Annotated in this window: 21 protein-coding genes; 8 read left to right on the forward strand and 13 right to left on the reverse strand. The window is 67.9% G+C overall.

Annotation, left to right across the window (positions count from 1 at the left end):
- Positions 1-37: 37 nt before the first annotated feature.
- The 9 genes from JDV76_RS11760 to JDV76_RS11800 form a co-directional block, all read right to left on the reverse strand.
- Complete coding sequence (locus JDV76_RS11760) at positions 38-2,104, reverse strand: ATP-dependent DNA helicase UvrD2 (RefSeq protein WP_198737092.1); 2,067 nt, start codon at positions 2,102-2,104, stop codon at positions 38-40.
- Positions 2,105-2,119: 15 nt separating this feature from the next.
- Positions 2,120-3,013, reverse strand: a complete 894-nt coding sequence (locus tag JDV76_RS11765; protein ID WP_198737093.1) for an NUDIX domain-containing protein — start codon at positions 3,011-3,013, stop codon at positions 2,120-2,122.
- Positions 3,010-4,086, reverse strand: coding sequence for a potassium channel family protein (locus tag JDV76_RS11770; protein WP_198737094.1), 1,077 nt, complete (start codon positions 4,084-4,086; stop codon positions 3,010-3,012). The genes JDV76_RS11765 and JDV76_RS11770 overlap by 4 nt, the downstream gene beginning before the upstream one ends.
- A 77-nt stretch (positions 4,087-4,163) precedes the next feature.
- The gene (locus tag JDV76_RS11775) at positions 4,164-7,571 is read right to left on the reverse strand and encodes a UvrD-helicase domain-containing protein (RefSeq protein WP_198737095.1); all 3,408 of its coding nucleotides are present in this window, start codon (positions 7,569-7,571) and stop codon (positions 4,164-4,166) included.
- On the reverse strand, positions 7,561-10,830 hold the full coding sequence (locus JDV76_RS11780) for an ATP-dependent DNA helicase (protein WP_198737096.1): 3,270 nt from the start codon (positions 10,828-10,830) through the stop codon (positions 7,561-7,563). Before JDV76_RS11780 ends, JDV76_RS11775 begins: the two co-directional genes overlap by 11 nt.
- A gap of 3 nt (positions 10,831-10,833) precedes the next feature.
- Positions 10,834-11,709, reverse strand: coding sequence for a TIGR02569 family protein (locus tag JDV76_RS11785; protein ID WP_198737097.1), 876 nt, complete (start codon positions 11,707-11,709; stop codon positions 10,834-10,836).
- Between the two features lie 50 nt (positions 11,710-11,759).
- Entirely contained in the window at positions 11,760-12,899 is a 1,140-nt protein-coding gene (locus JDV76_RS11790; RefSeq protein ID WP_198737098.1) for a ThiF family adenylyltransferase, read from the reverse strand.
- Positions 12,892-13,788, reverse strand: a complete 897-nt coding sequence (locus JDV76_RS11795; protein WP_198737099.1) for a DUF3152 domain-containing protein — start codon at positions 13,786-13,788, stop codon at positions 12,892-12,894. The genes JDV76_RS11790 and JDV76_RS11795 overlap by 8 nt, the downstream gene beginning before the upstream one ends.
- A gap of 80 nt (positions 13,789-13,868) precedes the next feature.
- Positions 13,869-14,093, reverse strand: coding sequence for a DUF3107 family protein (locus tag JDV76_RS11800; RefSeq protein WP_198737100.1), 225 nt, complete (start codon positions 14,091-14,093; stop codon positions 13,869-13,871).
- Positions 14,094-14,376: 283 nt separating this feature from the next.
- Between JDV76_RS11800 and JDV76_RS11805 the strand changes: the two genes are divergently transcribed.
- Together JDV76_RS11805 and JDV76_RS11810 are read left to right on the forward strand one after the other, a co-directional pair.
- Positions 14,377-15,747, forward strand: coding sequence for a DEAD/DEAH box helicase (locus JDV76_RS11805; protein ID WP_198737101.1), 1,371 nt, complete (start codon positions 14,377-14,379; stop codon positions 15,745-15,747).
- Positions 15,744-17,030, forward strand: a complete 1,287-nt coding sequence (locus JDV76_RS11810) for an Rv3212 family protein (RefSeq protein WP_198737102.1) — start codon at positions 15,744-15,746, stop codon at positions 17,028-17,030. The genes JDV76_RS11805 and JDV76_RS11810 overlap by 4 nt, the downstream gene beginning before the upstream one ends.
- On the opposite strand, the gene JDV76_RS11815 is transcribed toward JDV76_RS11810, so the two are convergent.
- Positions 17,023-17,505, reverse strand: a complete 483-nt coding sequence (locus JDV76_RS11815) for a hypothetical protein (protein WP_198737103.1) — start codon at positions 17,503-17,505, stop codon at positions 17,023-17,025. The two genes, JDV76_RS11810 and JDV76_RS11815, sit on opposite strands and share 8 nt — an antisense overlap.
- A gap of 59 nt (positions 17,506-17,564) precedes the next feature.
- Between JDV76_RS11815 and JDV76_RS11820 the strand changes: the two genes are divergently transcribed.
- The 3 genes from JDV76_RS11820 to JDV76_RS13115 all read left to right on the forward strand — a co-directional run bounded on the left by JDV76_RS11820 (position 17,565) and on the right by JDV76_RS13115 (position 19,408).
- Complete coding sequence (locus JDV76_RS11820) at positions 17,565-18,539, forward strand: diacylglycerol/lipid kinase family protein (RefSeq protein WP_198737104.1); 975 nt, start codon at positions 17,565-17,567, stop codon at positions 18,537-18,539.
- Between the two features lie 296 nt (positions 18,540-18,835).
- Positions 18,836-19,099, forward strand: a complete 264-nt coding sequence (locus JDV76_RS11825; protein ID WP_198737105.1) for a WhiB family transcriptional regulator — start codon at positions 18,836-18,838, stop codon at positions 19,097-19,099.
- Between the two features lie 234 nt (positions 19,100-19,333).
- A complete protein-coding gene (locus JDV76_RS13115; protein ID WP_014300525.1) occupies positions 19,334-19,408 on the forward strand; it encodes a 50S ribosomal protein bL37 in 75 nt (24 codons plus the stop codon).
- 94 nt (positions 19,409-19,502) lie between these two features.
- Here the strand turns inward: JDV76_RS13115 and rsrA are convergent, their stop codons facing one another.
- Together rsrA and JDV76_RS11835 are read right to left on the reverse strand one after the other, a co-directional pair.
- Positions 19,503-19,778, reverse strand: a complete 276-nt coding sequence (rsrA, locus tag JDV76_RS11830; protein WP_232959398.1) for a mycothiol system anti-sigma-R factor — start codon at positions 19,776-19,778, stop codon at positions 19,503-19,505.
- On the reverse strand, positions 19,775-20,434 hold the full coding sequence (locus tag JDV76_RS11835; RefSeq protein ID WP_198737106.1) for a sigma-70 family RNA polymerase sigma factor: 660 nt from the start codon (positions 20,432-20,434) through the stop codon (positions 19,775-19,777). The genes rsrA and JDV76_RS11835 overlap by 4 nt, the downstream gene beginning before the upstream one ends.
- Positions 20,435-20,581: 147 nt before the next feature.
- On the opposite strand from JDV76_RS11835, the gene JDV76_RS11840 reads away from it, so the two are divergent.
- Together JDV76_RS11840 and JDV76_RS11845 are read left to right on the forward strand one after the other, a co-directional pair.
- Positions 20,582-21,115, forward strand: a complete 534-nt coding sequence (locus tag JDV76_RS11840) for an aminoacyl-tRNA deacylase (RefSeq protein WP_198737107.1) — start codon at positions 20,582-20,584, stop codon at positions 21,113-21,115.
- 65 nt (positions 21,116-21,180) lie between these two features.
- On the forward strand, positions 21,181-22,269 hold the full coding sequence (locus tag JDV76_RS11845) for a hypothetical protein (protein WP_198737108.1): 1,089 nt from the start codon (positions 21,181-21,183) through the stop codon (positions 22,267-22,269).
- Between the two features lie 8 nt (positions 22,270-22,277).
- Here the strand turns inward: JDV76_RS11845 and JDV76_RS11850 are convergent, their stop codons facing one another.
- The gene (locus JDV76_RS11850) at positions 22,278-22,865 is read right to left on the reverse strand and encodes a helix-turn-helix domain-containing protein (RefSeq protein WP_198737109.1); all 588 of its coding nucleotides are present in this window, start codon (positions 22,863-22,865) and stop codon (positions 22,278-22,280) included.
- A gap of 77 nt (positions 22,866-22,942) precedes the next feature.
- On the opposite strand from JDV76_RS11850, the gene JDV76_RS11855 reads away from it, so the two are divergent.
- Entirely contained in the window at positions 22,943-24,304 is a 1,362-nt protein-coding gene (locus JDV76_RS11855) for an MFS transporter (RefSeq protein ID WP_198737110.1), read from the forward strand.
- Positions 24,305-24,882 lie beyond the last annotated feature (578 nt).

The following is a 24,882-nucleotide window of genomic DNA, read 5'->3' on the forward strand; positions in this document are numbered from 1 at the left end:
CCGATCCAGTAGCAGCGTCACTGAGGGGTGCCGGAGGTCAGTCGAGGGTGCCGTTAATGATGGCCAGCACCTGGCCGCCGTACTTGTCCACCTTCACCGGGCCGACGCCGCTGACCCCTAGGAGCTCCCGCTCGTCGGCGGGCATCGCCTCGGCGATGGCCATGAGGGTCGCGTCGGAGAACACGATGTACGCGGGAACCTGATCCTCCCGTGCGGTCTCCGCCCGCCAGGCGCGCAACTGCTCGAAGAGTTCGTCATCGGCGCCGCCGGGGCAGTCGATACAGCGACGCAGGACCTTCTCCTGCGGGCTTTCCAGTGGGGAGCCGCACACCCGGCACCGCTTCGGGCGGTTGCGGGAGGATCCCCGCTCCACCGGCTCCGGGTCGGTGACGATCCCGTCGAGGAACCGGGTCCGTTTCCGCGACTTCCTGCCGCCTTCCTGGCGGGCCAGTGCCCAGGAGCAGAAGAGATGGGTCCGGGCGCGGGTGACGCCGACGTAAAACAGCCGGCGTTCCTCCTCGATCTGGGGGTCCCCGGCCTTGATCGCGTGGCTGATGGGCAAGGTGTTTTCGACGAGGCCAACGAGGAACACGGCGTCCCACTCCAGCCCTTTCGCGGCGTGCAGCGACGCGAGGGTCACCCCCTGCACCGTCGGCGGATGCTTGGCCTCAGCCCGGTTCTTCAGCTGCACGAGCAGCCCCGTCATGTCCAGATCCGGGGTCGCGAGGCCGAGCTCGTGGACGAGTTCGACGAGGGCGTTGAGGGACTGCCACCGCTCCCGGGCCTGGGCGCCCTCCGGTTCCTCCGGGGTGAGGCCGAGGGGCGCGAGGACAGCGCGCGCGACGACGCGGAGCCCGGGGCCGATGGCCTCGGCGGGGAGATCGTCGCGCTGCGCGGCGCGAACGAGTTCGGTGATGGCCTTGCGGATCTCGGTCCGGTTGAAGAAGCCCTCGCCGCCGCGGACCTGGTAGACGATCCCGGCATCGGAAAGTGCCTGCTCGAACACGGCGGACTGGGCGTTGATGCGATAGAGCACGGCGATCTCCGCGGGCGGCATCCCGGTGTCGATGAGCTCCGCGATCTTCTTCGCCACTGCGGCGGCTTCCGCTGGTTCGTCGTCGTGGATGGAGAACTCCGGTTCCGGTCCCGGATCCCGCATACCGGTGAGTTCGAGTCGGGTACCCGCCACCCGGCCCTTCGCCCGGCCGATCACCGCATTCGCCAGCCGGGTGACCTGCGGCGTGGAGCGGTAGTCCCGCTCGAGCCTCGTCAAGGTGGCGTTGGGGTATTTCCGAGTGAAGTTGAGCAGGAAGTCCGGGGTGGCGCCGGTGAACGAGTAGATGGTCTGGTTCGCGTCTCCGACGACGGTGAGGTCGTCGCGGTCCCCGAGCCACGCGTCGAGCACCCGCTGCTGCAGCGGGGTGACGTCCTGGTACTCGTCGACGACGAAGCTGCGGTACTGCTCGTGGAATTCCTCCGCGACGGCGGGGGCGTTCTCCAGGGCGGCGGCGGTGTGCAGGAGGAGATCGTCGAAGTCGAGGAGCATCCCCTCCTCTGAGGTCTTCGCCTGTTCATAGCGGCGGTAGACCTCAGCGACCTTCTCCGCCTCCACGGGCGGGGTGCGGTGTGTTCCGGCGATCGCCTGCGCGTAGGCGTCCGGGGTGATCAGCGAGGCTTTGGCCCACTCGATCTCGCCGAGGATGTCGCGCACGGTCTCCGTGCCGGAGTCCACGCCAACGCTGCGGGTGGCCCGCCCGACGAGCGGAAACTTGTTGTCCAGCAGCCGCCAGGGCAGGTCGCCGGCGACCTGCGGCCAGAAGTAGCGGAGCTGTCTCCGGGCGGCAGCGTGGAAGGTGCGCGCCTGCACACCGCCGATGCCCATGCGGGCGAGCCGGTGCCGCATCTCGCCAGCGGCCCGGGCGGTGAAGGTCACCGCGAGCACCCGGTTCGGGCCGACGAAGCCCTGGTCGATGAGGTGCGCGATGCGGTAGGTGATCGTGCGGGTCTTGCCGGTCCCGGCGCCGGCGAGGATGCAGACCGGGCCGCGGGGCGCGGTCGCGGCCACGCGCTGGTCCGGGTCGAGTTCGTCCAGGTTGATCGCCAAGGGGTGCCTCCGGGGTCAGTGTTCGGTGTTCGTCGTGGCCGCGGTCGCCCGCGCCCGGGCCCACCCAAGGATCAGGCGGTGCGCGATGGAACCGGGTGGGGCGATGGGCACCACCCCGTCGAGGATGTCGGCGGGTCCGGCCCAAATAATCTCGGCGAGTTCCCCGTCGGTGCCCCACCGGGCATCGGCGTCGTCGGTGACGGCGGTGAATCCGATCATCACAGAGTCCGATATCGGCCACGGTTGGCTTCCGGCGTAGCGGATGTCCCGGCAGGTGCGCCCGGTCTCCTCCGCGACCTCGCGGGCGAAGGCGTGTTCCAGGCTCTCCCCCGGCTCCACGTATCCGGCCACCAGCGAGAAGAAGTCTCGTCGGGCGTCGCGGGCGAGGAGCACCCGGTCGGTTCCGGCGAGTTCGATCAGGCCGATGACGGCAGGGTTGATGCGCGGGAAGTAGTCCGCACCGGCGCCGTTGACGGCCCTGCTCCCGGTGTCGTTCCAGGTCAGCACCGATCCGTCGCGGGGGTCGAAGCGTGTTCTCTCGGTGGTGCGCAGGACCGCGACCGCCCGGTTCACGGTCCGGGACCAGGCCCGGCGTTCGAGGTCCCGCGGGGCGACCGCGCGGGTGGCCGAGGTCCGCGACATGATGGTCGCGGCCGCGTCGTCGTCGACGCGCAGGGCATAGTCACGGTCGACGGTTCCCCGGGTGGTACCGACCTCGAGCAGCACCCGCCCGTCAGTGGGTACGCCGAGGGCGGCGAGCTGAGCGGTCGTGAGGTAGACGGCCGTGAGGTCGTCGGCCATCAACGCCATGTCGCGCGTGGTGACGCAGAGGTGGTTCTCGTGGACGACGGGGACCGCCGTCACCCCGGGGGCGGTGATCGTCGTTGTTCCCGGTTCGTGGATCGTCACTGACCGGACACGTCCTCCCGGAACACGCGGCGCACGAACAGCAGCCGGTCCCCCGGTTCCACTGTCTCGGCCTCCGGTGAGTCGATGCGGTACAGCTCACCCGAGCGCACCACACCGAGCACGATGTCCGCGAGATGACGCGGGTTCGCGCCGACCTCATCCTCCCCGACCAGCCGCTCGGCGATGGAGAAGCCCTCATCCGGGGACAGCAGATCCTCCATCATCTCCACAACGGACGGGGTGACGGTGGCCAGACCGAGCATCCGGCCGGCGGTCTCGGAGGAGATCACCACCGAGTCCGCGCCCGATTGCTTCAGCAAGTGCAGGTTCTCGGACTCGCGCACACTGGCGACGATCGTCGCGGCCGGGGCGATCTCCCGCACGCTCAGGGTCACGAGGACGGCAGTGTCGTCCATGTTGGGGGCGACGACGACGGCCCGGGCCCGGGTCACCCCCGCGAGTTTGAGGACGTCGGCCTTCGTCGCGGAACCGTGCACGGTGACCAGGCCCTGACTGGAGGCCATGTCGAGGGAGTGCCGGTCGGTGTCGACGACGACGATCTGGCTGGGCGGGGTGCCGTCGGCCATGAGAGCGGCGACGGCGGAGCGCCCCTTGGTGCCGTAACCGACGACGACGGTGTGGTTGCGCATGCGCTTCCTCCAACGCTGGATCTGCAGTGCCCGGCGGGTTTCCTCGGTGAGCACGGACAGGGTGGTACCGACCAGGAGGATCAGGAAGGCGATCCGGATCGGGGTAATGATGATGATGTTGATCAGGCGGGCGTTCTGGGTCACCGGGGTGATGTCCCCGTAACCGGTCGTGGACAGCGACACCGCCGAATAGTAGACCGCATCAATGAACGTGAGATCCTCGGAGTATCCGTCTTTGTCCGCATAGACCATCATGGCGACGAGCGCGAGCAGGATCAGTGCGTACACCACCCGGCGCGCGATCAGCGTCCACGGGGAGAAGTAGCGTTGCCCGGGGATGCGGATGATGTTGAGCAGCGCATGATCGGGAAGATCGTCGAGTTCGGTGTCGCTGCGGAATCGCTCGCGGAAGCTCTTGCGCATCTCGTCTCCGTGTCCTGTTCGTCTCGCGGTGCCGGTGGACGGTGGTGCGGGAGGTACCCACCCGACGGTGAGGCACCCTACAGCAACAGCGCCAGTTCCCCGGCGTCTGGTAGCTTACCTGGCTCGAGCGTGTGGTCGGGGCCGATGTAGTGGAATGCCGCCCTGATCTCCACCGGGGCGATGCTGCGCCCCAGTCGTTTGGACAGCACCTGGGCCCATGCCAGACGGTAGACCGCCAACTGGACCACGGCTGCGTCGAGGTCGCGACCGGTCGGTGGCTGACCGGTTTTCCAATCAACGACCATCCATCCCCGTGCGGGGTCGTCTCCCTCGTGGAACACCGCGTCCATCCGGCCGCGGACGACGCGCCCGCCGATGATGATCTCGAAAGGCTGCTCCACGTACGCGGGGGTCCGCTGCGCCCAACGGCTCGCGAGGAACGCCTCCTTGAGTCGTGCCAGTTCGGGCCCGCGGATGTCCTCCTCCCCCAGTCCCGGCAGCTCGTCGTCATCCAGTAGTCCCGTGGCCCCGTAGCGGTCCTCGATCCACTGGTGCAGGGCTGTTCCTCGCTTGGCGTAGGTGTTGGGCTTGAAGGGCACCGGCCTGCGGAGCCTGCGGGCGAAGGCGGTGGCATCACGGGCGACGGCCACCAGGTCGGAGGCGGTGAGTTCGCGCCCGATCTCCACGTCGACGACGGGGGTGTCCAGGCGCCGTTGTTCCTCGATCAGGGCCGTGACCTCCTGTTCCCAGAGTTCCTCGATGTCACCGTCGCGGCCCGGCGCGGGCGGCTCGACGGTGGCGGCCCGGACGAGTTCGGCGCCGCGACGTACGGCGTTGACACGCACGCCGAGGTACTCGGGCGGGAACACGGCGTCCGGAGCACCCGCATCCCCGTCCGTCGATCGTTCGGGACCGGTGGAGGTGCCGGGGTCCTGTGCCTCCGGTTCGTGCCAGTGCGCGACGGTGTCGGGCTGATCGCGGCGGATGGCGTCGAGGTGGACGTAGGGGGCGGCGGTCGTTCCGGTGTCGCTCACCCCGGAACCGGTGACGTAGAGCAGTCGCTCGGAGCGGGTCAGGGCGACGTAGAACAGGCGGGTGTTCTCCTCCTCGAGCGCGGTGCGGAACTGTGCGCGGTGCTCCTCCATCGCGGTCTCCAGGTCCTTCCGGTTCTCCACGTCGACGGTGTCTAGGACGGGGCTGCCGACGCTGTCGGCGCCGTCCTCGCGGGCGTCCCCCCGCAGGGTTGCCGGGACCTTCGTGATGTCGGTGAGCCAGGTCTCGACGGTGACCCGGGGCGATGAGGCGTCGGTGTAGGTGCGGTTGTCGGCGTGGAGGACGGCGACGGTGTCCCACTCGAGGCCCTTCGCCTTGTGCACGGTGAGGATCTGAACGCGGTCGGCATTCACGCGCACCTCGCCGGGTTCGAGCCCCTCCTCCTGTTCGCGGGCGAGGGCGAGGTGGTCGAGGAGGCTGCGCAGAGTCGCCCCGGGGATCTGGGCGAAGGAGGCGACGTGCTCGTGGAAGCGGTCGAGGTGCACGGTTCCGGCGGCGCCGTCGGCGTGTGGGTCGGTCCGGGAGAGGACCTCGGTGCGGATACCGGTGATCCGTTCGATGTCGCCGAAGATCTCGGGCAGATCGTGTCCGAGCGAACGGGTACGCAGGTAGCGGAGGTGGGAGGCCAGCCTGCGGAGCCGGGCGAGTCCCTCCGCACTGTAGCGCTCGGGTTCGCCGAGGTCGGCGACGGCGTCGGTGAGCCCGGCGGTGGTGGTGTCGTCCCCGGTGGGCAGGGCTTCGGCGATGATGTCACGGAGCCGGGCGAGTGCCGGGTCGTCGAGGGTGTCCTCCCCCTCCTCCGGAATGTGGTTCCGATCATCGCCACGCCCGCTGTCGGAGCCGCCGGTCGCGCGGCCCGTGAGATTCGCCGCACGGCCCGCGAGAGCGAGGACGTCAGCGGCTCCCAGACCGACGTAGGGGCCGGTGAGGATGCGGAGTGCCGCCCGGTTGTCCCCGGGTCGGACCAGCATCGTCGCGAAGGCCACGAGATCGGCGACCTCGGGGATATCGAGGAGCCCGCCGAGCCCGACGATCTCGACGGGGACACCGCGTTCCCCGAGTGCGGCGGCGATGGCCGCCGAGTGTTTCCGTTTGCGCACGAGGACGGCGCCGGTGAACGTCTCTCCCCCGGCGCGACGGTCCGCGTAGTCGGCGGCGAGCCGGTCCGCGAGCCACCGGATCTCGGAGGCACTGTCGGCGAACCAGCCCAGCCGCAGGGCACCTGCGGGTGATCCGGGGCGGGGCCGGAGCGGCTGGACGGCCCGGTCGGGGTTGTTCGCCGGGCCGAGGACGCTGCGGGACACCGCGTTCGCCGCGGTGAGGATCTCGGGTGGGTTGCGCCAGCTGGTGACCAGCTCCATCTTCGGGGCCGGTTGTGGCGGGGCGGTAGGATCGTGGCGGTCGATGCGGGGGAAGTCGGTGACGAAGCGCGTGAGGTTGGCCGCGGTCGCACCACGCCAGCCGTAGATCGACTGCATGGGGTCGCCGACGGCGGTGACTGTGAGGGAGGGGTCGGTGTCGCCGAAGAGACTGGACAGCAGCACCCGCTGGGCGTGCGAGGTGTCCTGGTACTCGTCGAGCATGACGACGCGGAAGCGGCGGCGTTGACTGTAGCCGACCTCCGGGTGTGTGGCGGCGAGCCGGGCCGCGAGCGACATCTGTTCCCCGAAGGTGATCACGGTGCGGCGGGTGAGTTCAGCGCGCAATTGTTCGACGAGCGGGAGGAGCGAGAGTCGCAGGAGCTGCCGGTCACGGATGTTCGCGGTCTTCTGCGCGAGTTTCTCCTTCTGCCGTGGCCCAGGCGGGAGCTCATCGAAGAGACTGACGAAGGGGTCGGTCTCCTCGATAATGCCGGCGGCGTCGACCATGTGGTTGTCCATGTCCGCAGACAAGGCGAGCAGCGTGTCGACGACGTGGGCACGTCCCGTTTCCATGGGCAGGTCACCGCGGTAGGAACCGACGAGATCCCACGCAATCTGGAAGAGCTCGGTTCGGGTGATCAGGCGGGCGGAGGGCTCCACGGGGAGCAGTAGCCCGTATTCTCCGATGAGCCGACCCGCGTAGGAATCATAGGTGGACACGGTCGGGGTGATGGCCCGGAGGTTGTGTTCCAGGGCCCCGGTGGGGTCGAGATCCCGGAGCCGGGGAATCCCGGCGAGGGTGGCTAACCGCGCGCGGATGCGCTGGGAGAGCTGCTGTGCGGCCTTCCGGGTGAATGTGAGTCCGAGGACCTGGTCGGGGGCGGCGAGACCGGAGGCGACGAGCCACACCACACGCGCGGCCATGGTCTCGGTCTTGCCCGCACCGGCCCCGGCGACGACGAGCAACGGCCCAGGATCGGCACTGATGATGGCGGCCTGCTGCTCCGTTGGGGCGTGCTCCTGCCCGAGCCACCGGGACAGGAGCACCGGGGATAGTTTTTCAGCGGGCATCGGTGAGCACCCGCCCTTCCTCCTGCGCGGGACACATGCGGCGCAGTGAGCACCGTTCGCAGGAATCGTTGATCCGTGCAGCGAGCCGGGGTCCGGTCACCGAGGCGGCGAGCCGGGGCAGGGTGGCGGCGAGATCCGCGAGCTCCTCCGGGGTCTTGGCGGCTTGATCGCGGGTGGTGATCTTCGCGGTCGTGGTACCCGGGTAGACGAGGACGCCACCGCCGACGGATTCGGCGGCGCCGCGGGTGTCGGCGTCGGTGACCCGGACCCGCCCGGGCCCGCCACCGGCGGTGGTGTCGGGGACGACCTTCCCCCTCGACAGGGCAAGCTGATAGGCGGCGAGCTGCGCGTGCTCACCCATCGACTTCTGGGTGGGGGGGTGGGCACCGGTCTTCAGGTCGACGACGACGAGGTCGCCGTCCGCGGTGCGCTCCAACCGGTCCATCCGGCCGGTGATGACCAGGTCTCGACCGTCCCCGGTGGTGCCCACCGTGACGGACACCGGGACCTCCACCCCAACCGCGGTGAACACCGAGCGGGAGATCGTGATCCAGTCGGCGGTGCGCTCGATGAGGCGGTCCCAGGCGGCGAGGTCGATCGGCGTCCTCCAGTCCGGGGTTCCGTTGAATTCGAGGACCCGGGTGTATGCGTCGCGCACCATCCGCGCGGCCTTCTCCCGCTCGGCGCCGTCGCCGACCGCCTCGGCGAAGCCATGGGCGAGGATTCCGGCGATCAGGTGCAGCGGAATCTCCTCGTCGGTGTCCACCCGCCCGAGGACGGCACGCAGCGGACACGCCGCGATCTGCTCAATCTGCGACGGTGACAGGGTCACGGTGTCCCGGCGCGGGCGGACCGGCTGGTCGGTGGACGGTCCGGCGAGCCCCCACCACTGGTCCGGGTCGGCACCGGGTACCCCGGCCTCCGCGAGTCGGGCCAGCTGGCGGGCGGCCTGGCACCGGCGACTGTCGAGTTCACCGGGGTCGCAGACGGCGCGGCGGAGTTCTCCGACCAGGGCGGGGACCGACAGCAGTCGGGTACCGACGGGGATTCCGTCGACCGTGTCGGTGGTGGGCTCCTCTCCCCCGGCATCCCGGGGTCCGCCGCTGATCCGGTGGATCTCCACGCCGAGTTCTTCCAGGAAGCGGGACGGCTCGAGGACCTCGTTTCCCTCCGGGGTGTCGAGGGCCGTGACCAGCAGGGTGTCTGTGGCGCGGGTGCATGCCAGGTGGAACAGGCGCCGTTCCTCGGCGAGCCGTTCCACGGCGCGGGAGATGTGGACGTCTGGGTCGATGCCGTCGTCGAGGAGGTCCACCAATTCCTCCTGGCCGAACAGGGTCCCCGTCTCCGAGGTGGTGGGCCAGGTGCCCTCCTGGACTCCCGCAACGACGACGGTGTGCCACTCCCTGCCGCCTGCGGCGTGCGCGGTAAGCAGGTGGACGGCGTCCGGTTCGACTCCGCGCCGGTCGCGGGCACCGGTCGGGAGCTGCTGGTCGGTGATATGCCGGACGAAGGCGCCGGTGCCCGCGGTGGGGCGCCGTTCGACGAAGTCGCCGGCGGCGTCGAACAGGGCCATCATCGCGTCGAGGTCGCGGTCGGCCTGGGACCCGGCGGTGCCTCCGCGCAGGGATCCGGCGGCAAGCCGGTCCGCCAGCCCGGTGGCGTTCCACAGTTCCCACAGGACGAGCTCCACCGATCCTCCGGTGCGCTGCGCCTCCGTGCCCGCGGTGAGGACGGAGCGGACCCGGTCGAGAATGCCGGTCTCCCGGTCGGTGAGGAAATCGGTGGCACTGACTCCACCATCGGCGGGAGCGTGGGCCGGGTTCTCCGCGACGGAGCCGTGCGGGAGGACCAGCTCGGCGAGGACGTCGATGGCCCGGCGTCGCCCACCACGCCGGAGTTCAGCCTGGCGCAGGCCGCGCAGCAGGCGGCGGAGTGTGACGGGGTCGGCGCCGCCGACGGGGCCGAGCACCAGTTCCTCCACCTCGGAACGCTCCAGCGGGCCGTCTAGGGCCCGGGCGGCCAGCAGGATCGCGGAGACGATCCTCTGCTCGGCCAGGACGGTGTCGGTGGGGTCGAGCTGCACGGGCACCCCGGCGGCGAGCAGCGCCCGCCGGATGACCCCCAGCGCACCGGTTGAGCGGACGATCACCGCCATTCTCGGCCACGGGACCCCGTCCATGAGGTGGGCACGGCGGAGGGTGTCCGCCACGGCACCAGCCTGGACCGCGGCGCTGTCGCAGATCACCGCCCCACGGTGAGCCGGTGTCCGGTGCGGGGTGTCCAGGACGAGTTCGTCGGTGCACGGATACTTCGTGAGGAAGTCGGGGTTGGCGCCGCGGAAGCGGAACACCGCCTGCCCGGGATCACCGGCGATGACGGTCAGCCGGGTCGAGGGGATGAATAGTGTCAGGAGTTCGGCGGTGCGCGGATCAAGGTTCTGTGCGTCATCGATGAGGAGGGTGTGCAGAGCGGTGCGCTGCTGTTCCAGCAGTCCGTCGTCGAGGGCGAGGGACTCGATGGCGACGGTGACGAGTTCGGAGGCGTTGTAGCTGTGCACTCCCCCGAGTGCCGTCGTCTGTTCGTACTCGCGGAGGAAGTCCCCCGCCGCCCGCCACGTGGGGCGCCCGTGTTCCCGCCCGAGGCGCACGAGATCCTCCGGCCCCAGGCCACGCTCGACGGCGCGGAGCAGGAAGTCGCGGAGCTGGCGGGCGAAGCCGACCATGGTCAGGGCGGGCCGGAGTTCCGCGGGCCAGCTGCCGAGCCCGTCCTCGGCGTGGCCGGCGAGGAGTTCCCGGATCACGGCGTCCTGTTCCGCACCGGTGATGAGCCGGGGTGCTTGATCGCCGGCGCGGGTGGCCGCCGCACTGAGCAGCGCGAAGGCGAATGACGGTGCAGAGCGGACGAGGGGCGCGGAACCGGCGAAGTCGGGGATCTCGCTCAATCGGTCGGCGAGCTGCCCGCGTAGCCTGCCTGCCGCCTCCTTCGACGGGGTGACGATGAGCAGTCCGTCTGGGTCGGAGCCCTCACGCAGCCGGGCGAGGGCGGTGTCGACCAGGAGCGAGCTGACGCCGTGTCCGGCGGCGCCGGTGACCCGCCAGACGCCGACCCCGTCAGCAATCAGACGCCGTGCCTCCGGCCCCCATGTCCGTGCCGGAGGCTGCGGCTGCGCTGTGGAACGACGCAGCCTGACGGTCAGGTTCGGGGGCAGCGCGAGGTGGTTGCGCGCATCGCCACCAGTGGTGGAGCGGTCTTCAGGCATGAGTCACAGTGTGTCCGAGCCCCCGGACAGGATGAGTTCCACAACCCGGGCGAGTTTCGCACTGGCGTTCGGATCAGCGTCCTCGAGCAGGGCGTGGAGGTAGAGCCGGTAGAGCAGGGCGCGGCGCATCAACTGACCGATATCGGGCAGGTGGGAATAGCGCGCGATGATGCGATCATCGACGGCCCCCGCGATGAGCGCATCGACGATGACCTGCGCGGCGGTGTACCCGTGCGGGTGCGCGACCCCGACGATGTCGGTCACCACCGGGGGAAGATTCCCGGAGAACAGGGTCGTGGCGAACATGTCCGCATGCCCGACCTGTCGGGCACCGCCCACGGGCTCGAGAGTCCTGGTGACCAGTGCGGCCATGGTCATCCCGGCCCGTTGGGTCTCACTGGCCGTGGCATCGAGTCCGAGTGCCGGGGCGAGGACCGATGCCGGATCGGCGGACCAGGCCGCGCGGTCCGCGACTGCGAACAGGTCGGTCATTCCGTCCGGGGTACCCACCGGTGCGGTGAGATGCTCGGGGACGGGCAGTGGCGCGAGGGCGTCGGCTAGCCGCAGTGCCGCGGCCACCGTCTCATCGGTTCTCGCGAGTGGTTCCCCCTCGAGGAAGGTCGACGCCCGCCAGCCGGACACCACGTAGCGGCCATCGGTAGACCGCACCGGACGAGCCGGTCGGACGCCGTCGGGGCGTAGCTGTTCACGGACTTTGGCGGACCAGCTCGCGGCGACGGGGTCAAGGACCCGGCTGATCACCGTCTGCCCCACCCGCCAACCGTTATCCCAGACGGGGCCAAGCGGCTGCGGGGTCCGGTCGGAGGCGCGGAAGATGCCGCACACGTAGTCCGGCAGCTCAGGAGGAGTGTTGTCCATGTCCGCCACGTTACCGCCCGGCCCCGGGCACACGGGAAGAGGCGTACCGGTCACCGACGGAGCCACCAGGCGTTGATGCCGCCGGACAGGGACACGACGTCCCTGAATCCCGCTTCACCGAGCAGGAGCGCCGCCGCTCGGGAGCGCACACCCGCCGCACAGTAGACGGCCAACGGTGTTTCCCGGGACACGTGTTCGAGGACCCCGAGGTCACCGGTCTTCAGTGTGCTCAGCGGCAGGCGAAGCGGATCGCCGAGGACTCCACCAGCCCATTCGTGGGGTTCCCGCACATCGACGAGCCGGACGCCCTCCCCGGCGAGTTCCGGCCAGTGGGACACGGGGGTCTCGAGGATTCCGTCCGGAGTGAGAGCCGGAGCAGGGGTGCAGACCACACCGTCGTCGGGCGGGGTGGTATGCCGCAGCGCCGCCGAGCCCGGCTGAGGCTCGAAACGGACGGTGCGCATGGTCGCGTCCGCCCCATCCCAGAGCGCGAGCCGACCGACCAGCGGGGTTCCCGTCCCGGTGACGAGCTTGATCACCTCGGTGGCCATGATCGTGCCGATCACTCCGGGCAGCACCCCAAAGACACCGCCCTCGGCGCAGGTGGGCACCGTGCCCGGCGCGGGCGGTTCCGGGTAGAGGTCGCGGAGCGTGTGGCCGTCGTCGAAGACAGACACCTGGCCGGAGAACCGGCTGATCGACCCCCAGACCAACGGGATGGCCCGGTCGGCACACGTGTCGGCCACGAGGTAGCGGGTGGCGAAGTTGTCGGAACCATCGACGACGATGTGCGGAGCCAGCCCGTCGAGGATCTCCCCGATCGTGTCCCGGGTGAGCCTGGTGTCGAAGGTTCGTACGGCGACCAGCGGGTTGAGGTTCGCGATGAACTCGGCGGCTGAGTGCACCTTGGGGGTTCCGACGGCGGTGACGGGATGGATGATCTGGCGTTGCAGGTTACTCAGGTCGACGACGTCATCGTCGACGATCCCGAGAGTTCCGACTCCAGCGGCGGCCAGGTACTGGAGCACCGGAGAACCCAGTCCACCGGCACCAATGCACAGAACCCTGGTGCCGGCGAGTCGCTGCTGGCCGACGAGCCCGATACCAGGGAGGCTCAGGTGGCGGGCGTAGCGGGCCACCGCCCCGGCGGGCAGGTCGACCGGCAGTACGGGGAGCGTGGTATCAGGCATACGGGTATGGCCAGGGGTTGTAGCGACATACCGCACCGTCATCCGGGTAGACCTCGGTCGGGCTGATTCCGGCGAGGACGGAGTTCGCCAGCGATAGAGTCTGCTGCATCATCACCGGGGCGAGCTCACCGTCACCGCCGCAGGGTTCGTGCGCCGCAAAACCGATGCCGTGGCCGACCTCGTGGTTGATGAGGTACTGGCGGTAGGAGCCGAGATCCCCGTCGAAGGGCAGCGCTCCACGGATCCACCGGGATTCATTCAATAGGACGCGATTACCGTCGGAATAGAAGCAGCTCGTCTCCATCTCCAGGGAGTGTCCGCACAGTTCGTGGGTGGTGCCGACGGAAGTCAGTTGGATCCGAAGATCCGGGGTGCGCGGGTCGTTGGCGTCGATGTGCTGGAACGCGAAACGGGGATCGGTACTCCACCCACGGGGATCGAAAAGGGTTGCGTCGACCATCGCCGCGACGGCGTCATCTCCGCCGTAGACGGCCGCGTCCACCCCGTTCTCGATCTCCACGACATAGGTGAAGGTCTTCTCCCCCCTACCAACGGGTGGTCCGGAGTAGCCGACGGCGCGGAACTCGCCGGTTCCTTTCTCCGTGTAGGGGGCACCGGGAGGGAGTTCACCGTTCGGCAGCACTGGCCGCTGGGCGTTGGCGGGGTTCGGACCACCGCCGAGTCCGGGGTCGGCCGGGAGCGCGGCACCGCCGGGCGTGGTCGGGGTGACCGGCGCCGAACTTTCGCTGGTCGCGGAGCCGGTGCGTAAGGTGCCCGGTTCCTGCGCATCGGTGGTGAATATGCTGACCAGGACCCAGACGGTGATCACGATGAGCACCGGGATCGCGTAGGCGCGCCAGCCGTATTCCCGGGCGAAGCGTACAAGCATCGGTTCCACGTCTCTTCAGGTCTCTCCAGTTGCGGTGGGTGGCCGTGACCGGTGGCACCGACCGGCCCGGTGTCAGGCGGTCAGTGCAGGAATCCGACGGGACGTGACGTCGTGGTTCCGACCTCGACGTAGGCGATACGACTGTTCCGGGCGAGGACGACGCGTCCCTTGTCGTCAGTGAGCCGGAGCACACCCCCGTCATCAGCCAGGGCTGCGGTGACCTGCTCGACGACGGTGTCCTGATCCTCGTCGCTGCTAACCACCACTTCGCGGGCGGTGTCGGAAAAACCGATCTTGATGTCCACGTCGTGTCTCCTCGGGTTTCGTTCGGATTCATCGTGCCCGTGGGCCTGCCGGTCTGTCCGGACATGATCTGACGGGAGGGCACGAAAGTGAAGGTTTTCACCGGGGAGCCTACGCGTACCACGGTGCGGGTGCACACGCGGGCCTGCCTTCGATACGACGAAACCGCGGGAGCTCGGCAGGCTGCAGACCCCAGGTAAGGCCCCGGCCAGGTCCGGACTGAGGGGTTGGGGTGCTGTGGGTACCGGGGTGTCTACCGGGGACCGACGTGGATACTATGAAGGGGTGTCTGAACAGAAGCTGAAGCCAACGTTCGCCGAACTCGGCGTCGCCAAGGAGATCACCGATGCGCTGGCGTCCGTCGGCATGGTCCGGACCTTCGCCATCCAGGAGCTGACTCTGCCGCTCGCACTCGCCGGAAAAGACCTGATCGGACAGGCGCGGACCGGAATGGGCAAGACGATGGGTTTCGGTGTCCCCCTCCTCGACAGGGTCTTCGATGACGCGGGTGTGGAGGAACTCGACGGGACCCCGCGGGCACTCGTCGTCACACCCACCCGGGAACTCGCTGTGCAGGTCGGTGAGGATCTCCGGAGTGCCTCCACAAATCTCCCCGTGCGGATCCTGACGATCTATGGTGGCCGCCCCTACGACGAACAGATCGAGGCGCTCGAGGACGGCATCGACGTGGTCGTGGGCACCCCCGGTCGACTGATCGACCTATACAACCGTGGCTGCCTGAAGCTCGACCACGTCGCGGTCCTCGTGCTCGACGAAGCCGACGAGATGCTGGACCTCGGTTTCCTCCCCGACATCGAGAAGCTGCTGAAGGCGCTGACCCACAAGCATCAGACGATGTTGTTCTCGGCGACGATGCCGGGACCGATCATTGCGCTGGCCCGCACTTTCATGGACCGCCCGGTACACATCCGGGCAGAGGAAGTCGGGGCCGCCGCGACCCACGCAAGTACGCGCCAGGTGGTGTTCCAGGCGCACCGGATGGACAAGACAGCAGTGCTCTCCCGGGTGCTCCAGAGCCGGGGCCGGGGACGCACGATCATCTTCGCCCGCACAAAGCGCAGCTGCGCCACCATCGCGGAAGATCTCGCCGCAAGGGGTTTCGCCGTCGGCGCGGTACACGGGGACATGGGTCAGCCGGCCCGGGAGAAGTCCCTCAACGCGTTCCGTGAGGGAACCGTCGAGATCCTCGTCGCCACGGATGTCGCGGCACGCGGGATAGACATCGACGACGTGACCCACGTGATCAACTATCAGACCCCGGATGACGAGATGACCTACGTACACCGGATCGGTCGCACGGGCCGGGCAGGACACACCGGGATCGCGATCACACTCGTCGGATACGACGAGCTGGTGAAGTGGGAACTGATCAACAAGGAGCTCGATCTCGGCCAGCCGGAGCCTCCCGCATGGTTCTCCACCTCCCCGGAGCTGTACGAGGCACTCGACATCCCCGAGGGCGCGGGTGAAAGCGTCGGGCCCGCCCGCAAGGTGTTCGGTGGCCCCTCCGTGACCCGGCCAGCCGGCGCCCGATCGACCGGCCGCAGACCGCCTCGTGACCGCCCATCCGGCGGTGGTGGTTCCCGCCACCACCGGGACAGTGGCTCTCATGGTGGACGGGTTGGCAAACGATGAACAGAACTTCCACGGGGCCCGAAGAGAAGGGCACCGTCGTGCTGCAGCGTAGCCGAAACGACCTCATCGCGGCCGCAGTGATCACCACGGTGGCGCTCCTCAGCGTCGGCACTGTGTGGCTGACCTCGGAGAACCGGGCGGCGGATCTGCAGACCGCCGCGGAACCCCACGTGGCGGCTTCGGCCCCCTCCGCAGCGCCCGAACAGGTGCACGAGGCGTGGCGCGCCCCGGACTCCGCCGTACCCGGGCAACCGCAGGTCCAGTCCGCGGCGGGGCTCGTGTTCACCGCAGAGGGCGGCACTTTGACCGCCACCGCCCCGGCGACCGGTGACACCGTCTGGTCATACCACCGCGACAACCACGAGATCTGCTCCGTGAGTACCGCCTTCGACCGGGTCTACGTCACGTACCGGACGGGTGTTGGGTGCGGAGACGTCGTCGGGCTCGACGCCGCCAGCGGCGAGTACCGGGCGGCGCGATCCGCCGTCGCCTCGGATGAGACCGTGCCGGTCCGCTCGAACGACGCGGTGGGCATCGTCTCCACCGAGCGTGTGGAACTCTGGCGCAACGATCTCGTGCGCACCGTCGAGTACGGTGACGTTGAGGCGAAGCAGGAACCGAACATGCAGCCGAACGAGGACTGCACCATCAGTTCTGCGCTGACCCGCAAGGACCTGCTCTCCGTGGTCGAGTACTGCCCCCCGAGCGAGGGCCAGGCTGCGGGGTACTGGCTGCGGATGCAGGATCGGGTCCCGGATGACTCCCGAAAGCCGGAGATCAAGACCCAGGTGTTCCTCGGTGGGGCGAGGTCCCAGGTTGTCGCGGCTGGACAGGAGGGGGCCGTGGTCTACCGTGACGCGGTGGGTGGTGAGCAGCCACGAATGACGGGCTTCAACCTCGACGGAAACGAGACCGGGGTCGCGGTGGTTCCGGCGGCGCCCCTGGTGGATTCGTCCGGGAATCTGTTTTCACCCGTGGTCGCTGATCTGCCACACCACCTGACGTGGTTCGACGGGGAGAGGCTCTACCTGTTCAAACCCGATTCGCTGGTCCTCGACCACTACTTCCACGATGCACTGGGCACGGGCGTCGCCGTCGGGGACCGCCTGCTCTTCCCCACGGCAGCGGGAATCGCCGTGGCCAACTGGGACACTGAGGAGATCGATCGAGTCATCCCGGTGGACCGGGGTGGCTATACGGGACAGGTGACCCTGTCACTCGTCGGTGATGTGCTCGTGGAGAAGCGTGGGGACGGCGGCGAGGTAGTGGCGCTCGTCAGCTGAAGACGCCGGCCGCCCAGCTGAGCGATCTGCCGTTGAACGTGAGGTAGAGGCCAAGCAGGGCGCACACCGCAACGATGACCGCGGGGACGATCAGGCCCGCAGACGCGATGTACCAGGAGACGGGCAGCAGCAGCATCTGGAGGATGACCACGGGTCCCCGCCCCCAGCGGCGGCCCCGCCGGAGCGCGAAGCCTGCCGCGGCCACCGTTCCGAACACCGCGATGAAGAACGCAGCGGTTCCGTAGCCGACGAAGGCATTCTCACTGCCGTCCGAGGTGACGGTCCCGTAGTCATGTTGACCAGTGATCTCCCGGAAGATGAGGAACACCGCGTACGCGAGCCCGACGAGGGACTCACAGATACCGAGTACCCCAGCTCGCCGGATGTCCGCCGGCGGCTTCTGAGATTCTGTCTGGTCACCGGTTTCCGGGGACACAGACGAGGAACTGGGCACGTCGCGGTAGGAATCAGTCACATCCCAAGCCTACCGCGTGGGTGCGCGCCTTCCATGTGCGCGGGGTTACACTCGACGCCATGCGTGCCTTGATGCTCTCCAACCCCAACTCGACGGCCCTGACGCCCCAGATCACCCGCCAGGTGGTGACCCCACTTCTGAAAGCTACCGAACTGACCTCGGTATTCACCCAGTACGCCGGGCACGCGGAGGACATCTGCACAGGCCTGACGCGCGCAGACGTCGACGTCGTGGTCGTCGTGGGTGGGGACGGTACGGTGAATGAGGTGATCAACGGACTCGTGGGGCGCGATCCGGAGAGCCGGCCCGGGCCCGGCGAATTACCGAAGGTCGCGGTGGTACCGACGGGATCCGCCAACGTGTTCGCCCGCGCCCTGGGACTACCCAATGATCCCGCGGTGGCCGCCAGACAGTTGCGCGACCTCATTCTCTCGGATACCTACCGGCGCCTTCCGCTCGGGCACATCGAGGACCGCTGGTTCTGCGTGAATGCGGGATTCGGTCTGGATGCGAATGCCATCGCTCTCATGGAGGATCTGCGGGACGCAGGCAAGGCGGCGACGCCGTGGAGGTACGCGATGGTGACGGCGACCGCCTGGCAGCGCCTCCGGCGCCGCCCTCCGGCCATCACCTACTCGGCGCACTCAGCTGAGGGGCTCCGCACGGGCAGCGAGGTCCCCTTCCTCATCGTGTCTAATACGAACCCCTGGACGTACGCGGGCCCGATGGCTGTGGTGACCAATCCGGAGCAGAAGCTCGACGCGGGATTGTCTCTCTATGCCCTGCGAGACATCGAGGGACCCGGTGGACTGGTGGCATTGCTGCACGCCACCGGGATCGGGAACAAGATCTGGCGACCACTCCGGGTGGACCTACGGGAGATTCGAGTTGACGATATTAGTAAGCTCACACTCACTTCCCCACGACCATTGAAATGGCAGGTAGACGGTGAATCAGCGGGCAAAACAAAGAAGCTGCGACTGAGTTCCCACGTCGACGTCATCGATGTTGTGTCGCCTGCAGATAACGGCTAGGTGTGATCTTAGCCACTTTTATAGGTCGAACCCTAGCGGGCGCCTATGTGTACGTGTCATTATCTTGCAGTAGCACAGACACCCGGCGTTAAGCCCGGGTTCATTTTGTGGCATGATGCCGGGACCATGACCGGAGTGGACGACCACTCCCGGCCGGCCCGGTGGACCAGCACGGGAACCGCCCCAGGCGGCTCACCGCCCGGCTTCCCGACACCCCGAGACACCAACCGTCGGAAAGGGTTCCGCCATGCCGAATGTCTGACAAAAGACACGTATTTTCTGAAGGAGATTCACCCATGGATTGGCGTCATAAGGCAGTCTGCCGCGACGAAGACCCCGAGCTTTTCTTCCCCGTCGGCAACTCCGGGCCCGCTCTGGCCCAGATCGCGACCGCGAAGGTCGTCTGCAACCGGTGCCCCGTCACCTCCGAGTGCCTCACCTGGGCCCTCGAGTCCGGCCAGGACGCCGGCGTCTGGGGCGGCATGAGCGAGGACGAGCGCCGTGCACTCAAGCGCCGCCGCAATCGTGGACGCACCCGCACCCGCGCAGCCGTCAAGTAACACCCAGTAGCACCCGAAACATCCGGTACCCGCGCCTCACCGGGCGTCCGAGGTACCGGATATTTCGTGTCACCGGCCCCACTGCGTATAATCAACGACATTTGTCACTCCGGACAGGGACCGATCCTTCGGTCCCTGTCCGGTGACGATCATGAACACCACACGGCAGGATCCCCTGACCGTCATGCTACGGTCCCGCCGTGGCATACCCCGATACCTTCCTGGAGGAACACCATGAGCAAGCGTGGACGCAAGCGTAAGGACCGTCGCAAGAACAAGGCCAACCACGGCAAGCGGCCCAATTCCTGATCGGACCCTGACCCGAAAGCCCCCTGCACAGTGTGCAGGGGGCTTTTCCGTCGACAGATGATCGAGCTCTGCGGTAGCGTCCGCAGGAGATGGTTCAACCGCGGTAACGCTCGACCCTAAGCCGGAGGATGATCTTCTGCCGCAACGTCACGGGCGCATGTGCACAGCAGCAACGCCGCATGAGCTCCCGAATCTCCTCCTCGATACCGAGTTGCGTGAAGCACCCCGGACAGGCCTCGATGTGGGCACGCAGAACCGCACGCCGCTCAGGCGTGGCTTCACCGTCAAGAAGTTCGAACAGGGACTCGTAGACGTCTCCGCAGTCAGCCATGTCCGGCATGTGGCCGCCATTCTCATTCTGCTGCGTCATTTGTCCGTTCCCTTCCGTGCCTTCTCCACGTCCGCGTCTCCCGACGCGGCTCCACGCTCACCTACGAGATCAGGATGGTTCAGTCCGATACCCTGCTCGCGGGCCACATCCTTCAACAATCCGCGGAGCTGTTTTCTTCCCCGGTGCAACCGGCTCATCACGGTCCCGATGGGGGTGTCCATGATCCCGGCAATCTCCTTGTACGCCAGCCCCTCCACATCGGCGTAGAACACCACCATGCGGTAATCCTCGGGAAGCTGGTTCAACGCGTCGGTGATCTGCGCATCGGGCAGCTTCTTCAGCGCCTCGACCTCCGCCGACGCCAGGCCCGCCGAGGTGTGCGAGGACGTCTCGACCAGCTGATGGTCGGTGATCTCCTCCGTCGGCAACTGAGAGGGTTGCCGCTGCGCCTTCCGGTAGGAGTTGATGTAGGTGTTGGTCATGATGCGGTACAGCCAGGCCTTGAGGTTTGTCCCCGGGGTGAAGGAACTGAACTTCTGGAAGGCCTTCATGTAGGTCTCCTGGACCAGGTCCTCAGCGTCCGCGGGGTTTCGGGTCATCCGCAGGGCACCGCCGTAGAGCTGGTCGAGCAGGGGCAGTGCCTCCTTCTCGAATCTGGCCGCTTGCTCGGCGGCACCGGTCATCGTCTCCGGCATTGACGTTGCGTCCCTTCCCTCTGCTTGTCGACCCCTCCCACCCGCGGGTACGGGGCGGGTTTCGGCGTCCGGCAGGCGCGTCTCCCAACGACGCGCACATCCCCTCCATTGTAGAAAAACACTGTTCCCCCGCGTACAACTGGCGGTATGTCGAAGCGTAAGTCGAAGTCACCCGGAGCAGGAACCGCCGCCCTCGTCGTGCTGAACGAGGCGGGCGTGAACCACACGGTGCACACCTTCGAGTCCGGTCACGACCATTTCGGGGCGCAGGCCGCGGCCGAGCTGTGCGGCCCCCTCGGGATAGACGAGGGGCAGCTGTTCAAGACCCTGGTGGTGGACCTGACCGCCGGGTCGGGGCCGAAACGGAAGCTCGGGGTGGTGTGCGTCCCGGTGACCGGCCACGTCAATCTCAAGGCCGCCGCGCGGGCGTTCGGCGTGTCGAAGATCTGCATGGCCGAGCCGCGCGACGCCGAACGGTCCTCCGGCTACGTCACCGGCGGGATCTCCCCCATCGGCCAGAAGAATGCCCTGCCCACCGTCATCGATTCCTCCGCGCTGGAGTTCGGCGAGGTCCTGGTCTCCGGTGGGCGCCGGGGCCTGGACGTCCAGCTCACCCCGGGTGATCTCGCGGCGGTGACCGGCGCACGGTTCGCCACGGTCGCGGCACCGGGAGCACACTGACTATCCCGACTCCACCGGGCCCGGGACCCGGGACCCCCGGTCGGAGGGGGATGAAAGGAACCACCATGAATCCCGCTGAACAGCTCGTCTCCGGACCTCGGGGCCGGGACCTGCTGCTGAATCTGGAGGGCGACACGGGCCTGTCAGGCCCTTTGAACCTGTTTCACAGGGCGGCGGCGACTCTCGACGTCGAATCCGGGGCGGGGACCATCTACTTCCCCTCTTCCTTCCCGTCGCCGGGGAATCCGGTTTCCCACGACTGCAGTGCCGGTGGCCGCCTCCCTGACGTCGTTGATGTCGGGGATATCGCCGCCGCATTCCGGGATGTGGAACTCGCGGAGATCACGTGGCCCGTGCTGCGCGACGCACTGGCCTGCTCCGTCGACAACGCCGCCTACTGGCAGGAACCGTACGGTGCCCAGATCCTCGCGGCAGCCCCGGAGATGCGCGGACCACTGCTCCGGATCGCCGGGGAACTCACCGACTCCCCACTGATGGACGTCCTCACGGCCCCGTTCGATCCGGAGCGGCAGTGGACGCTGTCGGTGCGGGGCTCCACCGCTCTGACATCGGGGGTCGGGAAACGCCTCACCGCGGAACGTGACGGACTGATCGCCCGGGAAGCCGCTGCGGCGGCGACATTCGATCCGGAGAAAGAAGTGTCGGGGATCTGGTGGTCTGCTCCGATGGGGGCACCGGCCACCACGGCCCCGCTCCCGGACGGTGCTCCCTCCGCTCTCTGGTTCGAGGAGGACACCTTCGACCTCGGGCCCCGGGAGACGCGCCGGATCGTCGTCCCGGGAGACGCCAGGATCCTCGAGATCACCGGTGCCGACTCGTGGGCGGATCTCTGCAGGCGGTTCCCGGTCGAGGTCACCCGGCAGCGCTACCACGACTGGCACCGCACCACGGGGCGTCGGGGACGGTGGGTGATCCCGGACTGGGCCGCCGTCGCGGAGCACCACGACGCTGTGCACCTGACCCATCTCGGATATCTGGCGGCCGCCGGTAGAGCCATCGACGTGGACGCCGGGACAGCGTCCGTGGTCGCCGGCTGGAACCCCGGCGAGACCTACTGGCTGACCGATGTGGCGGTCGGTGACCCGGTGCGCTGGTCGTGGGACGAGGAGGGGAGGATCTGGGCCCGGGGCTGAGACCGCCCTCAGTCCGGTGCTCCGCCGTACCGGAGGTGCGGAGCGGATCCGAGGGGACCGAAGACGGTGATGATCTCCGCACCCGAGGCCCCGTCGCCACCGAACCAGTGCGGGGTCGTCGTGTCGAACTCGGCGCACTCGCCCCGTTCGAGAACGACGTCATCCTCACCGACGATCAGGCGCAGCCGCCCGGAGAGCACGTACATCCACGCACGGCCCGGGTGGGTGCGTAGCTCAGGTACGGATTCGTCGGGCCGGACGATGATCTTCCAGGTGTGGGCACCCGCCGTCCGTCCGGTCAGCGGGACGACCACCCGGCTCCGGATCACTCTGGGCCGCATCCGGATGCGGTGCTCCCCGGTTCCCGGCACACCGACGAGGGCGTCAAGGTCGACCCGGTAGACGAGGGCCAGGGGCAGGAGCAGGTCGAGGCTCGGGCGGCGCCGCCCGTTCTCCAACCGGGAGAGGGTGCTCGTCGATACTCCCGTTTTCCGGGCGACAGCGTCCAGCGTCAGGCCGCGCTGTTCCCGGGTGCTCCGCAACCGCGGGCCGAGTTCCTCCAGGATGCGTGCGGTTCCGGCTGCGGTCGACGTCATTCACCCAGCACAGCAGGATTTCCCGGTTTCGGCAACACCCGTTGTCCGGTACGGCTCGGGGCAACCAGTGTGGAAGCATGTTCACGGATTCCCACACCGTCCGGTCGCTGCGGCTCATGGCCCTGGCCTGGTGCGCGACCACCGCCCAGATCGGTGTGAGCGCGGTACCCGTGGTCCTGCCCGCCGTCGCCGCGTGGTCCGGTGACGATCCGGGGACCGCGCGGTGGATCGTCACCGCTTTCCTACTGGGAATGACGGCCGTGGGGCCGGTGGTCGGGTATCTGGGTGATCTTCTCGGTCGGGATCGCGTGCTGCTCGGGGCGGCGATCCTGTTCACCGTCACAGCTGCACTGTGTGCTCTGGCCCCCTCGCCCGGCGTTCTCCTCGCCGTGAGAGCGATCCAGGGCACCGCGGGCGCGGCGCTCGCGGCGCTCTCGGTCGCCGCCGTTCGGGATCTGCTCACGGCACGACGATCCGGTTCCGGGCTGGGACTGCTCGGTTCGGCAACTGCTATGGGAACCGCCGCCGGTCCGGTCCTGGGTGGTGTCCTTGTGGATGCGATCGGTTGGCGGGCCGTCTTCTGGATGCTGGCGTGTCTGTCGCTGTCCACCGCCGTGCTGCTCCGCGCGACGAGTGCCGGTACCGGTGAGACGCATCCGGTCCGGCGGCGGCCGGATGTCGTGGGAGCGGCATTGCTCATGGTCGCGGTACTCGCGTACGCCACGGCGTGTAGCGGAGCTGGGGGCTCCCCGGCGCGAACGGTCGGCCTGCTCGCGGTGGCCGTGGGCGCGGTCTCTGTGTTGTCCCGGGTGGAGAAACGGAGCCGGCAGCCTTTCCTACCGGGGTGGTTGCTCGGATCTGTGACTGTACGGCGCGCAGTGATCCTCATGGTTGTCGTGGGTGCGGTGATGATGAGCACCCTGGTCATCGGCCCGTTCTATCTCTCCGCTGCACACGATCTCGCACCACGAGACATCGGTTTGCTCATGGCACTCGGTCCCCTGACGTCTGTGTTCGCGGGCGTGATAACCGGACGGTTTGTCACCGGGGACACAGCCCCGGGGTTGACGGTGATGGGGCTGGCGTGGATGGGGGTCGCCGTGGTGGTTCTCGCGGTCAGCGGACCGTGGCTCGGGGTTCCCGGTTACGTCGCGGGCACGGTTCTCCTCGCTCCGGGCTACCAACTGTTCATGGCGGCGAACAACATGACGTTGTTGGAGTCCGTCCATAAAAACCGCAGGGGCACTGCCGCCGGGATCCTCGGTTTAGCGCGCAACATCGGTCTCATCACGGGCTCAGCGGCCCTCGGTTTCGTTTTCCTCCGGATCACCAGAGCCGCGGATTCCGGGACAGCGCTCGCCCTGACCTACGGGGCGGTGTCTGCGGTGCTGGTGGTCGCAGTACTCGCCTGCGCGGGGACCTGCCACCGGTCTCGATGAGCGGTAGCGTCCGTCAACCGGGGATCCGTCCGATGTCATCGGTCAACTGCGACCCCTCATTGCGCGCATTTCCCATCGCGCGGTCGACCTCCCGCAGCGACAGCATCTCACGTTTTAGTAGTGATGATCGTAGCGAAGACAAGTACCGTTTCCAGTGTCTCCAAGAGCAGCGGCCCAATCGCCGCCTGTTCGACAGGGGGGTGACATAGTAGGACAATTTCTCCAACCACTCTTACCAGCATTAAGCGGTCACACACACCACCTGTGCGTGGATGCACTCTAGAACGAGTTTATCTGTGCGGGCAGAAAAGAGTAGCGGCCCATCGCCCTTATTCCAAGAAGGAAAAACACAGAGTGGGAGTGTGATGTTTTTATAGTTATCTTTTGGACACTTTTTTTCATAAATTAACTCTAGAAATTTAAAAATAGAGCCAATCCACTACCCACACCCCCAACTCTCTGCCCTTACCCCTCATCCACTTAAGGTTGCAGTAGAGCTGAGCAACATCCGAGAGCGCTAGCCCACCGGAGCCGGAGAATGTGACCGTGATTAACCCCCAACCGAGAGAATCCGCACC

The sequence above is a fragment of the Corynebacterium marambiense genome (assembly GCF_016342275.1).
Lineage (GTDB): Bacteria > Actinomycetota > Actinomycetes > Mycobacteriales > Mycobacteriaceae > Corynebacterium > Corynebacterium marambiense.